This is a genomic window from Pseudomonas sp. Z003-0.4C(8344-21), assembly GCF_900104975.1.
GTDB classification, from domain to species: Bacteria; Pseudomonadota; Gammaproteobacteria; order Pseudomonadales; family Pseudomonadaceae; genus Aquipseudomonas; species Aquipseudomonas granadensis.
In genome coordinates, this window is record NZ_LT629756.1 from 1,616,782 (window position 1) to 1,629,386 (window position 12,605).

Annotated in this window: 11 protein-coding genes; 6 read left to right on the plus strand and 5 right to left on the minus strand. The window is 61.3% G+C overall.

Annotated elements, in window-relative coordinates; translation table 11 throughout:
• The first annotated feature begins 99 nt into the window (after positions 1–99).
• Complete coding sequence (locus tag BLU24_RS07545) at positions 100–948, plus strand: cache domain-containing protein (RefSeq protein WP_093098839.1); 849 nt, start codon at positions 100–102, stop codon at positions 946–948.
• Between the two features lie 125 nt (positions 949–1,073).
• Here the strand turns inward: BLU24_RS07545 and BLU24_RS07550 are convergent, their stop codons facing one another.
• The gene (locus tag BLU24_RS07550; protein WP_093098842.1) at positions 1,074–2,591 is read right to left on the minus strand and encodes an MDR family MFS transporter; all 1,518 of its coding nucleotides are present in this window, start codon (positions 2,589–2,591) and stop codon (positions 1,074–1,076) included.
• A gap of 76 nt (positions 2,592–2,667) precedes the next feature.
• Positions 2,668–3,852, minus strand: a complete 1,185-nt coding sequence (gene pobA, locus BLU24_RS07555; protein WP_172833321.1) for a 4-hydroxybenzoate 3-monooxygenase — start codon at positions 3,850–3,852, stop codon at positions 2,668–2,670.
• 186 nt (positions 3,853–4,038) lie between these two features.
• Between pobA and BLU24_RS07560 the strand changes: the two genes are divergently transcribed.
• A complete protein-coding gene (locus tag BLU24_RS07560; RefSeq protein ID WP_090285771.1) occupies positions 4,039–4,923 on the plus strand; it encodes a helix-turn-helix domain-containing protein in 885 nt (294 codons plus the stop codon).
• Positions 4,924–5,059: 136 nt separating this feature from the next.
• Here the strand turns inward: BLU24_RS07560 and BLU24_RS27750 are convergent, their stop codons facing one another.
• The gene (locus tag BLU24_RS27750; RefSeq protein WP_016773438.1) at positions 5,060–5,236 is read right to left on the minus strand and encodes a hypothetical protein; all 177 of its coding nucleotides are present in this window, start codon (positions 5,234–5,236) and stop codon (positions 5,060–5,062) included.
• A gap of 218 nt (positions 5,237–5,454) precedes the next feature.
• On the minus strand, positions 5,455–6,360 hold the full coding sequence (locus BLU24_RS07565) for a LysR family transcriptional regulator (protein WP_231990199.1): 906 nt from the start codon (positions 6,358–6,360) through the stop codon (positions 5,455–5,457).
• A 114-nt stretch (positions 6,361–6,474) separates the two neighbouring features.
• Between BLU24_RS07565 and BLU24_RS07570 the strand changes: the two genes are divergently transcribed.
• Together BLU24_RS07570 and BLU24_RS07575 are read left to right on the plus strand one after the other, a co-directional pair.
• Entirely contained in the window at positions 6,475–7,353 is an 879-nt protein-coding gene (locus BLU24_RS07570) for an MBL fold metallo-hydrolase (protein ID WP_093098851.1), read from the plus strand.
• 45 nt (positions 7,354–7,398) lie between these two features.
• On the plus strand, positions 7,399–8,013 hold the full coding sequence (locus BLU24_RS07575; protein ID WP_093098854.1) for an NAD(P)-dependent oxidoreductase: 615 nt from the start codon (positions 7,399–7,401) through the stop codon (positions 8,011–8,013).
• Between the two features lie 196 nt (positions 8,014–8,209).
• On the opposite strand, the gene BLU24_RS07580 is transcribed toward BLU24_RS07575, so the two are convergent.
• Complete coding sequence (locus tag BLU24_RS07580) at positions 8,210–9,091, minus strand: LysR substrate-binding domain-containing protein (protein WP_093098857.1); 882 nt, start codon at positions 9,089–9,091, stop codon at positions 8,210–8,212.
• 226 nt (positions 9,092–9,317) lie between these two features.
• On the opposite strand from BLU24_RS07580, the gene BLU24_RS07585 reads away from it, so the two are divergent.
• Both BLU24_RS07585 and BLU24_RS07590 read left to right on the plus strand, forming a co-directional pair.
• A complete protein-coding gene (locus BLU24_RS07585; protein ID WP_093098860.1) occupies positions 9,318–10,955 on the plus strand; it encodes a 5-guanidino-2-oxopentanoate decarboxylase in 1,638 nt (545 codons plus the stop codon).
• Positions 10,955–12,403 carry an aldehyde dehydrogenase family protein gene (locus BLU24_RS07590; RefSeq protein WP_172833322.1) on the plus strand — a complete coding sequence of 483 codons (1,449 nt, stop codon included), beginning with the start codon at positions 10,955–10,957 and terminating at the stop codon, positions 12,401–12,403. The genes BLU24_RS07585 and BLU24_RS07590 overlap by 1 nt, the downstream gene beginning before the upstream one ends.
• Positions 12,404–12,605: the final 202 nt, after the last annotated feature.

Sequence of the window (12,605 nt, forward strand, 5' to 3'; positions counted from 1 at the left end):
TCACAGCCACCGCGTAACGTTCAGAAACCCTCTGAATATCCCTACATCAGCCCAGGCCGTCTACGCTCTTGAAACACCAACAAGAACGAGGGATGCGCTATGGGGTTTTTGCATAAACTGGCCTGGCTTGGCGTGATGCTGTTGGCCGGTCTCAGCCAGGCCAGCGCCGCGACCGGTGGCAAGGATGACAGTCAGGCTGCCGTCGCCCTGCTGGAAAAAGCCCTGGCTTACTACCACGACAACGGCGACAAGGCGTTCGCCGCGTTCAGCCGACAGGGTGAGTTCGTCGACAAGGATCGCTACGTCTTTGTGGTCGATACCAAGGGTGTGATGCTGGCCAGCGGCGGGCCTTCAGCGGCATTGATCGGCCGCGACGTCAGCGAAGTACTTGGTCCGGATTTGCAAAAAGCCTTCAAGGACGCCCTGAAAGTCCCGGAGGGCAATGGCGTCCAGCAGGCCGAGTACCGTTGGCAGAACTGGGCTGACGGCAAGGTCGAGCGCAAGCACGTGTTTTATCAGCGCGTCGGCCAGCGGATTCTGGCGGTGGGTTATTACTTGCCGCGCGCTTCGGCCGAGCAGGCCAAAGCGCTGCTGGATAAAGCCGCGACGGACCTCGGCAAGGACGAAAAGGGCACGCTGACCGCGGTCAATTCGCTCAAGGGCGGTTATCTGCAGGATGACCTGTATGTGTTCGTGGTTGACCTCAACACCCGCCGCTACGTGGCGCATGGCACCAACCTGCGCCTGATCAACACCGACTTCACCAAGGTCAAGGACCCGGAAGGCAAACCGGTGGGCGAACCGATTCTGGCGCTGATCGGCAAGCAGGATGAAGGCGAATACGAATACCGCTGGAAAAACCCGGTGACCGGCAAGGTCGAGGACAAACACGCCTACCTGAAAAAGGTCGGGCATTTCCTCGTCGCAGTGGGTTACTACAGCCCCTGACCGAAACACCGCCCCCCCTTGTGGGAGCGAGCCTGCTCGCGAAAGCGGTGTGTCATTAAATCTGATGTCGGCTGACACGACGTCTTCGCGAGCAGGCTCGCTCCCACAGGTTTGGCAGGTGACAGTTATTTCGCGCCGTGTTCGCGCCCGCGCAGCAGGTTGTTCGGCATGGCAATCGCTGCCGCGAGCCCAAGCAACGACACTGCCGTACTCACCCACAGCAAATGCCGGAACGTCACCAACAGCTCTGCGCGCAAGGCATGCTGCGCATCCCCCGGAGCAGCGTTGAGGCCATCGAGCAGGACATTGCCCGAATGCCCCTCGCTGAGCAGTGAACTGCTTGCCAGGTGGGCGAAACTCGAGTGTTGCAACAGCGCCAGCAGCAGCGCCGACATCAACGCCACCCCCACCGCGCCGCCGAGGGAGCGGAACAGGTTGGTGGTGCTGGTGGCCACGCCGATGTCGCGTTGTTCGACCGAATTCTGCGTGCCGACCAGCGAGGTCGGGAATTGCATGCCGCCGGCAATGCCGCTGAGCAACATGAACACGCCGCTGAGCAGCGTCGCTTCCGGTGGGCTGAACGCCATGCCGAGTATCGAGATCGGCATCAATATCGCTCCGGTCAGGATCTGCGGTTTGTAGCGGCCGGTGATCGAGGTGCGGCGGCCAGCGAAATACGCGCCGATCGGTAGCCCCATCGCCAGCGGCAACAAGTGCAGCGCGGCACTGTCGGCGCCGGCACCGGTGACAGTTTGAAAGCGCAGCGGCATCAGTACGATCAGCGAAATGGCCTGGAAACTGGTGAAAAAAATCGTGCACCAGCACAGCAGGGCGCTGCGGTTGGCGAACAGGTGCATCGGCAGCAACGGCTCACGCGCGCGCCGTTCATGCCAGACGAACGCCGCCAGCACCAACACCGCACAAGCAAGCAGACCGAGCACTTCGCTGCTGCGCCACGAATGCCCCTGACCGACCTCGGTGATCCCCAGCAGCAGGGCGGTCAGACCGATGATCATCAGCACCGTACCGAGGTAGTCGATCACCGGTTTGCGCTGCGGTATCGGCAAACCGCGCAGGTTGCGCCGTGCCACCCACCAGGCACCCAGGCCCAGCGGCAGGTTGATCAGAAACACCCAGCGCCACGACAGGTATTCGGTCATGTAGCCGCCGAGCACCGGCCCGGCAACACTCGCCACTGCATACATGCTGCTGAAATAGCCCTGATAACGACCCCGTTCACGCGGCGGCACGATGTCGCCGATGATCGCCTGACTCACCGAAATCATCCCGCCGGCGCCGATGCCCTGAAGAATGCGCGCCAGCACCAGTTGCTCCATGCTCTGCGCCATGCCGCAAAACAATGAAGCCAGGGTGAACAAACCCATGCCAAACAGCATCAGTTTGCGCCGCCCGTACAGATCGCCGAGCTTGCCGTAGATCGGCACCGCCACGGTCATCGCCACCATGTAACCGGAAATCACCCAGGCCAGCAGGCTGACGTCCTTGAATTGCGCGGAGATGGCCGGCATCGATACGGCAACGATGGTCTGGTCGAGCGCGCCGAGAAAGATCGCCATCATCAAGGCGACCAGCACGCTGCGAATGGCCGGTTTGGGTGTTTCTGGCGGGTTCAGAGTGGTCACGGAAAACCTGCGGGCAGTGATGGACCCGCACGGACATGGCGAGCGGGAATGCTCGCCAGTGTAAGTCGGTAGGAAGCTATTCGATAGCCTCGTACGCAAGCCCGACGTAATTTTCTGCGATGGTTTTTCGTCCGGCTTCAGAGTCGACGAAGTAGTCCAGTTCCGCAGCGCTGATGCGCTGATTGAACGCGTCGTGATCGTCGAAGCGGTGCAGCATCGAAGTCATCCACCAGGAAAAACGCTCGGCCTTCCATACGCGGCGCAGGCAGATCTCTGAGTACTTTTCCAGCAATTCGGTGCGCCCGTCGCGGTAAACCTTCAGCAGAATATTGAACAGCGTGCTGACATCGCTGGCCGCCAGGTTCAAGCCTTTGGCGCCAGTAGGCGGGACGATGTGCGCGGCGTCGCCGACGAGAAACATGCGCCCGTACTGCATCGGCTCGACAACAAAACTGCGCAGCGGCGCGATGCTTTTTTCGATTGACGGACCGGTCACCAGTTTCTCCGCCAGTGCGCTGGGCAAGCGGCTTTTCAACTCGTCCCAGAAGCGCTCGTCGCTCCAGTCCTCAACGTTGTCATCAGCCGGTACCTGCACGTAATAGCGTGTGCGCGTTTGCGAACGCATGCTGCACAAGGCAAAACCACGTTCGTGACGGGCGTAAACCAGCTCGTCGTGTACCGGCGGGGTGTCGGCAAGAATGCCCAGCCAGCCGAACGGATAAACCCGCTCGAAGACCTTCAGGCAATCGGCCGGAATCGATTGTCGGGCGACCCCGTGGAAACCGTCGCAACCGGCGATGTAGTCGCAATCGACGCGCCAGGTTTCGCCATCCTTTTCAAAAGTGACGAACGCTTCGTCGCTTTTCATGCCGTGCGGAACGACATTGCTCGCCTGATAAATCGTCGGCGCGCCTGCCTCCCGACGAGCGGCCATCAGGTCGCGGGTAACTTCGGTCTGGCCGTAGATCATCACGGTTTTGCCACCGGTCAAAGCGTGCAGGTCGATGTGCACCTGGCGTCCGTCGAGGGCCAGTTCGAAACCGCCATGGACCAGTCCTTCGGCGTCCATGCGCTGACTCACCCCGGCCTGACGCAACAGCTCTACCATGCCTTGCTCAAGCACGCCGGCGCGGATGCGCCCGAGCACATAGTCGGGTGTTTGCCGTTCGAGAATAAGGGTGTCGATGCCAGCGTTGTGCAGCAACTGGCCGAGGAGCAAACCGGACGGGCCGGCGCCGATGATCGCGATTTGGGTTTTCAGCGTTTTCATTGTTTTTATGGCTCGCAAGCGTCACGCGGCAAACGCCGGTGAGGGTTTTTTATGGATCGAGTGCTTGCATTTTTCCCTTGCGGGTCTGTCAATTGAAGGTGAAAACTGAGCCGATACCTGTACATTCTGCCAATCGGTGCGATTATCGCCCACAACCCCGAGGCCTGGATTGAAGTGATGAACAAGCCTGAGCTGCCTTCGATTCCCGTGTTCAAGCTCTACGGTGAAAGCCTGGACTGGCCGACCCCTGACTTGCTGCACTGTGAAACCATTTCCTCACGCAGTCGCGAACACGAGTGGGAAATCAAACCCCATCGCCACGCCGATCTGTGCCAGTTGCTATTCGTTTTCAAAGGTCAGGCAGAGCTTGAAATCGAGGGCCAGCGCACGCAATTGCAAACCCCGGCGATCCAGGTCCTGCCACCGCTGTCGGTGCACGGCTTTCGTTTTTCCGAGGACGTCGAGGGCTTCATCGTTACCCTCGCCACACCGCTGATTAACCATTTGCAGGCACAACTGGGCGATTCGGTGCACGCGCTGGCCAGCGCCGAGCATTACCCGGCCGGTGCGGACGGCGACTACCTCAACAGTCTGTTCAGCGCCTTGCAGGCCGAGTACAACAGCCATCAACCCGCGCGGGAAATGCTCATGCATTCGCTGGTCAGCGTGATCATGGTCTGGGTCAGTCGCCAGGCGATCGTGCGTCACAAAGCCAGTCAACGGCCGCAACGTCAGCGCGAATACCTCAATGGCTTTATTCAGTTGGTCGAGGAAACCTATCGCCAGCATGTAAAGGTCGAGGATCTGGCCCATCGCCTGGGCATTTCCGTCTCGCACCTCAACGGCACCTGCCGCGAACTGGCCGGGCAACCGGCGTTGCAGATCATGCACGAGCGCCAGTTACTCGAAGCCAAACGCTTGCTGACCTACACCAGCATGACCATTTACGAGATGTCGGAGCTGTTGGGGTTTTCCGACCCGACCAACTTCACACGCCTGTTCCGGCGCCGAGTGGGGATATCCCCGAAAGCGTTTCGTGATCGGCTGAAGGCCGAGCAGTAATCCTGCCAACATCACCAGACCCTGTGGGAGCTGGGTTGCCAGCGATAGGGGCGGATCAGGCGCCTGCAATGCTGAATGTCAGCCTGCAATCGCTGGCAAGCCAGCTCCCGCAGGGGCTCAATTCAAGCCCGACCCATCAGCGCAATGCATTGAGCGTCGCATTGTGCGGTATGCAGCGCTCGTAATTGCAGCTCGCGTACTCGCGCGGCAGTTGACGCAACTGTTCGACCCGCCAGGCCGCGGTGCCGTACAGCGCCAGCGTGGCGGCGCAGGTGATGAAAATAGCGGCGTATCTTTTTGTTTTGATGTTCATGGCGATGACCTCTGAACGACATACCCTGCGGTATTACTTTCAGCATAGGTCAGCGGCGCGGAGTTGCCAGCGAGTGCGCCTGAGGTTTTACCCCGTCATTCAGAACACTGATATCCCCTGTAGGCCTTCGCCTGCTCGCGATAGCGGTGAATCAGTCACTCATTCATCAGATGACAGTCCGCTATTTCGAGCAGGCTCACTCCTACAGGGAATCGGGTTTACAAGCCAGTGTCCCATTGCGGATTTTCGGGGAAGCGTTCCACCAGGAAATCCAGCAGGCTGCGCAGTGCCGCCGGCATGTGTTTGCGTGAGGCGTACACGGCATAGATGTTCATTTGCCGTGGTTCGGCGTGGGGCAGCAGGCGCACCAGTTCGCCGCTGTGAATATGCACCCCTGCCTGATAGGTCGGCAGCATCGCCACTCCGGCGCCGGCCAGTGTCGCGCGCAGCAGGGTGCTGGCCTCGTTGGCGCTGATGTTGCCTTGCACCGGCACCGAAACCGCTTCGCCATCCTCTTCGAAATGCCACAGGCTTTTGCCGAAATACGAATGGGTCAGGCAGTTGTGCCGACTCAACTCCTCGACCTGCACAGGCGCCGGGTGCTCCTGCAGATAAGCCGGCGCCGCGCAGACCACCGAACGGCACACAGTCAGGCGCCGGGCGATGAGGTTGGGGTCGAGATCGTTGCTGGTGCGAATCGCCAGGTCGATGCGCTCATCCACGAGGTTCACCGTGCGATCGAGCATTTGCAGATCGATGCTCACCCCCGGATAGCGCTGGACGTAGACCGCCATCGCGTCGGCCAGTTGCGCCTGACCAAACGAGGTGCTCACGCTGATCCGCAGCAGCCCGCGCGGCGCGGCGTCAGGTTCGCTGACGGCGGCCTGCATGTCGCTCGACAGTTCAAGCATTTGCCGACAGCGCGGCAGGATCTCGTTGCCGGCGGCGGTCAGGCTCAATTTGCGCGTGGTGCGGTGCATCAGGCGCGCGCCGACCCAGTCTTCCAGCTCCGCCAGATAGCGCGACACCACCGGCCGCGACAGGTCCAGATGATCGGCCGCCGCCGACTGGCTGCCCAGATCGACCACACTGACGAATACCCGCATTGCTTGTAGCCGATCCATGATTTGCCCGCTTTCAGAAACAAACTATGTTCAAGCATCGCATTTTTTGTACTGAGTCAGGCAACTAAGCTCTGTCCCATCGCCAGCCACGGCATTCGCACAGCGGAGCAACAAATGATCGGCTTCACCACACTCAAACGCGTTGTACTCGCCACCGCAGCCCTCGGTTTCGCCGCGCACGCAGCGGCGGCCAACCTGACTCTCGACGTCTACAATCCGGGCACCCAGGCGATTTTTCCGGTGACCTCGGTGCTGGTCAGCGGCGAAAAAGAAGCCATTCTCGTCGACGCACAGTTCGGTAAATCCCAGGCGCAACAGGTGGTGGAAAAGATCCGCGCCAGTGGCAAGCAACTGACCACGATTTACATCAGCCATGGCGACCCGGATTACTACTTCGGCCTCGACACGCTGACCCAGGCCTTCCCGCAGGCCAAGGTGCTGGCCTCGCAGCCGACCGTCGATCACATCAACCAGACCGTCGCCGGCAAACTGGCTTTCTGGGGCCCAAAAATGGGCGACGACGTCCCGGCGAAAACCATCGTGCCGGGGGTGCTCAAGGGCGACAGCCTGATGCTTGAAGGGCAGAAACTGCAGGTGATCGGCCTGCAAGGCAAACAACCGGATCGCAGCTTCGTCTGGATTCCATCGTTGAAAGCGGTGGTCGGCGGCGTGGTGGTCGCCGAGAACATTCATGTGTGGATGGCCGACACCCAGACCGCGCAATCCCACGCTGATTGGCTGGACACGCTGGATTCAATCGAAAGCCTGAAACCGGCCACGGTTATCCCGGGCCATTACCTGGGCGACAGCAGCCGTTCGCTGGCCAGCGTCAAGTTCACCGCCGACTACATCAAGGCATTCGATGCCGAAACCGCCAAGGCCAAAGACTCAGCGGCACTGATCGCCGGGATGAAGAAACGCTACCCGTCGCTCGGCGAAGAAAGTTCGCTGGAACTCAGCGCCAAAGTCGCCAAAGGCGAAATGGCCTGGTAAGCCGAATCCGCATACGCAGCACTCTCAAGCCAACTGGAGAACATCATGAGCAAAATCGCAATCATCGGTGCCACCGGCCGTGCCGGCAGCCAATTGCTGGAAGAAGCCCTGCGCCGTGGGCACAGCGTTACCGCCATCGCCCGCGATACGTCGAAGATCGGCAGCCGTGCCGGTGTGGTCAGCAAGAATGTCGATGTGCTCGATGCGACGGCGCTGCAGGACGCAGTGGCCGGTCACGATGCGGTGATCACTGCCGCGCATTTCGCCACCGTGCCAGCGACTGCGATTGTCGGGCCGCTGAAAAGCGCTGGGGTGAAACGCCTGCTGGTGGTCGGCGGTGCCGGTTCGCTGTTGTTGCCGGATGACACGCGGGTGATCGACAGCGCGGGGTTTCCGGCCGAGTACAAAACCGAAGCCAGCGCCGGGGCGGCATTTCTTGAGGCGTTGCGTCAGGAGAGTGATCTGGACTGGACGTTCCTGTCGCCGTCGGCGGAGTTTGTGGAAGGTGAGCGCACGGGCACGTTTCGTGTCGGCAAGGATCATTTGCTGGTGAGTAGCGAAGGGCGTAGCTGGATCAGTTTTGCCGATTATGCGATTGCGTTGATCGATGAGTTGGAAACGCCGGAGCATGTGCGTCAGCGGTTTACTGTGGGTTATTGACTGAACCCTTTCCCCTCACCCCAGCCCTCTCCCAAGGGAGAGGGAGCCAACCGAGTTGTCTGGCGTTGTACATCGACCTGAGCGAGCGAGTCGATTATGGATTCAACACAGTAATTTCACGTCGGCGTATTCTTAGAGCATCCCCCAATCAGTCCCCTCTCCCTCTGGGAGAGGGCCCGGGTGAGGGAAAAAGGCCTCACCGCAAATGCGCCTGCTCAACCAGCCAAAGCATCAACTCTTCCAATTGCGGCGACGGCTGCGCGCCGGCAGGCAGCACCACGTAATACGCCAGCCCCGTCTTGACCTTCAACTCAAATGGCATCACCAGTCGCTCGGCACGCAAGTCATCGCCGATCAGCGACCAGTCCCCGATCGCCACGCCCGTGCCATGCGAGGCCATCGACATCGCCTGATCCAGCGTCTCGAAATGCTGGCCGCTGCCCAAGTTGCTCAACAGCAAACCCGCCGCATCGAGCCACACCGACCAGTCGTGAATGTCGTGAGTGGGGTGCAACAACAGATGCTTCTGAAGATCCGACGGTGCATTCAGCGCGGGTGAACCGTTGAGCAGATGCGGCGAGCAGACCGGTGTCAGTTGTTCGTCGAACAAGTGCAGGGCGCCCGGCGAATGGTCCGGTGGCGGGCCATAGATCACGGCGGCATCGAACTGCTCGCGCTGAAAATCAACACCGTGTTGCAGCGAGGCCGTCAGTTTCACCGGCACGTCCGGACGTTCTTTTTGCCACTGCAGCAGGCGCGGCAGCAGCCAGCGCATCACGCAGCTCGGTGCCTTGAGTTGCAAAGTCTGATGCTTTAGCCCGATCTGCTCGGTCGCTTCGCTGATGAGCCCGAAGACTTTCTCCACCTGCGGCAGCCATTCACGTCCTTCGGCCGTCAGCGTCAGCCCACGGGCCAGACGGATGAACAACGGATAACCGAGCTGTTCTTCCAGCCCGGCGATCTGCCGGCTCACCGCACCCTGAGTAATGTGCAACTGCTCGGCGGCGCGGGTGAAGTTGCAGCACTGCGCCGTGATCAAAAACGTATGCAGCGCGGGCAGGGGAGGCAGTCGTTTCATGTGGATCCAAGGTATGACGTGAGGACATGGCTAGTATGACTTTTAATCGATTGTTGCCGCTAGCGGCCGACCGTTCAATGAGCCCCAGTAACGGCTTTCTGTAGGAGTGAGCCTGCTCGCGATAGCGGTGTGTCCGTCACACAGTTGTTAGCTGACACAACGCTATCGCGAGCAGGCTCACTCCTACAAGGGACCGTGTTTTCAGCGAACAACAAGGGCAATCGACATGGCGACGTGTGGCGAAATACTGGTCAAGTTACTCGAAGGTTACGGAGTCGAGCAGGTGTTCGGCATTCCCGGCGTGCATACCGTGGAGCTGTATCGCGGGCTGGCCCGTTCGAGCATCAACCATGTCACCCCACGGCATGAGCAGGGCGCCGGTTTCATGGCCGACGGCTATGCACGCACCAGCGGCAAACCGGGGGTGTGTTTCATCATCACCGGCCCGGGCATGACCAACATCACCACGGCGATGGGCCAGGCCTACGCCGACTCGATCCCGATGCTGGTGATCTCCAGCGTGCAGAGTCGCCACCAGTTGGGCGGTGGACGCGGCAAACTGCATGAATTGCCGAACCAGAGCGCACTGGTCGCTGGCGTTGCTGCGTTCTCTCACACCTTGATGTCGGCCTCGGAATTGCCGGGGGTGCTGGCGCGCGCATTCGCCTTGTTCCAGGCCGGGCGTCCGCGTCCGGTGCACATTGAAATTCCGCTGGACGTGCTGGTCGAAGACGCCGACGAACTGCTCGCCAGCGCGCCGGTGCACATCGATCGCGCCGGTGCCGCGCCGGCCGCCGTCAGCCGCATGACCGAGCTGCTGGCCACGGCGCAACGGCCGCTGATCCTGGCCGGTGGCGGCGCCATCGACGCCGCTGCCGAACTCGGCAAGCTGGCCGAATTGCTCGACGCACCGGTGGCGCTGACCATCAACGCCAAAGGCCTGCTGCCTTCAACGCATCCGCTGTTGATCGGTTCGACGCAAAGCCTGATCGCCACCCGCGCGCTGGTCGCCGATGCCGATGTGGTGCTGGCGATCGGCACCGAACTGGCCGAGACCGATTACGATGTGACCTTCGCCGGCGGTTTCGAGATTCCCGGCAAGCTGCTGCGCATCGACATTGATGCCGATCAGACCGTGCGTAACTATCCGCCGTACGTTGCGCTGGTCGCCGACTCGCGCAATGCCGCGCAGGCTTTGCTCAGCGCCTTGTCGCACAAAGCGTTGGCCGAGCGCCGCAACGATTGGGGCCTGGTCCGCGCAGCGCGTCTTCGTAATGATCTGGCCGCGAGCTGGGACACAGCGACCCTGGCGCAGACGCGTTTCCTTGAAACCGTGCTGGAGGAATTGCCTGACGCGGTATTCGTCGGCGATTCGACGCAACCGGTATACACCGGCAACCTCACCTTCAACCCTGAACGCCCGCGACGCTGGTTCAACTCGTCAACTGGTTACGGGACTCTTGGTTACGCCTTGCCGGCGGCCATTGGTGCCTGGCTCGGTGGGCCACTTGAGAAAGGCATCCGCCCCTCAGTGGTGTGTCTGATCGGCGACGGCGGTCTGCAATTCACCCTGCCGGAACTGGCTAGCGCCGTCGAAGCGCGTACGCCGGTGATCGTCCTGCTGTGGAATAACCAGGGCTACGAAGAGATCAAGAAATACATGGTCAACCGCGCCATCGAGCCGGTCGGTGTCGACATCTACACGCCGGACTTCATCGGGGTGGCCAAAGCCCTCGGCTGTGCCGCCGAAGCGATCAGCTCGGTAGCGCAATTGCGCAGTGCGCTGCGTACGGCTACCGACCGGCAAGGCCCGACCGTGATCGAAATCGACCAGAACCAGTGGATGCAGGCGGTGGCCCAATGATCAATTTTCCAACCACACTCGACGGTCTCTACATCAACGGCCAATGGTCCGCCGGCCGCGAGCACTTACGCGTGATCAACCCGGCAACCGAAGCGCTGCTGACCACGGTCAACGGCGGTGACGAACTCGCGGTCGATCACGCCGTTACCGCGGCGGTAGCGGCATTCAAGGACTGGTCGCAAACCACTGGCGCCGAGCGCGCGGCGATCCTGCGCAATATTGCCAATGGCGTGCGCGACGGGCGTGAACACTTGATGAACCTGCAATCGAGCAACAACGGCAAACCGCTGTTCGAAGCAGCCATCGACGTCGACGATGTCATCGCTACCTTCGAGTACTACGCCGATCTGGCCGAAGGCCTCGACGCGCAGCGCGACACCAATGTGCCGCTGCCCAGCGATGATTTCAGTGCACGTCTGCGCCGCGAGCCGTGCGGTGTGGTCGGGCTGATCGTGCCGTGGAATTTCCCCATGGTCACCACCGCCTGGAAACTCGCCCCGGCGCTGGCTGCCGGTTGCTGCGTGGTGCTCAAACCCTCGGAGGTCACGCCGCTGCCGGAGCTGGAGCTGGCGGCGATCATCGCCGAGTCCGGCTTGCCCAACGGCGTATTCAATCTGGTTTGCGGCACCGGCCTGGCCGTCGGCGCGCCGCTGTCAGCGGATCCGCGCATTGCCAAAATCTCGTTTACTGGCAGCAACGCGGTCGGCGTGCAGGTAATGCAACGCGCGGCGGAAACGGTGAAGGGCGTGAGCCTGGAGCTGGGCGGAAAATCTTCGCTGCTGGTGCTCGAAGACGCTGATCTGGAGCTGGCGGTGGAGCTGGCCTGTGGTGGCGGTTTCTTTAATGCCGGGCAGATGTGCTCGGCCACCAGTCGCGTGCTGGTCGCCGATGAACTGGCCGATGAATTTCTCGAGCGTTTGCAGCAGCGTGCGCAAGCGATTCGCGTGGCCGACCCGTTCGAGGCGGATGTGGAAATGGGCGCGCTGGTCAATCAGGCGCAATACCAGCGCGTGCTCGGGCACATCGATCGCGGCCTCAGCGCCGGAGCCAAGCTGGTATGCGGTGGCAATCGTCCGGCGCACCTGCCGCGCGGGTTTTTTTTGCAGCCGACGGTGTTCACCGAAGTGCCCCTCGACAGTGCGCTGTGGTGCGAAGAGATTTTCGGCCCGGTGTTGTGCGTGCGCAGTTTCAGCAGCGAAGACGAGGCGATTGCGCTGGCCAACGACAGCCCGTTCGGCTTGGTCGCCAGTGTGGTGACGCGTAACGCCGAGGCCGCCGAACGGGTGGCCAACGCCTTGCAGGCCGGGCTGGTGTGGCTCAACGCGCCGCAGGTGATTTTCCCGCAGACGGCGTGGGGTGGTTACAAGCAGAGCAGCATCGGCCGGGAGTTGGGACCGTGGGGGTTGGCGGCGTTTCAGGAGATCAAGCACGTGGTCCGGGCGGTGTAGGAGCCTACCCTCACCCCAGCCCTCTCCCGGGGGGAGAGGGAGCCGACGCAGGTGTCTGGCGCTATACATCGACCTGAAAAACCGGGTCGATTATGGATGCGCCAAAATACTTTCAGGTCGGTGTACATCTGCAATACCCCCCAATCAGTCCCCTCTCCCCCTGGGAGAGGGCTAGGCGGGCGGCGTTCCGATGAGGGCTTTT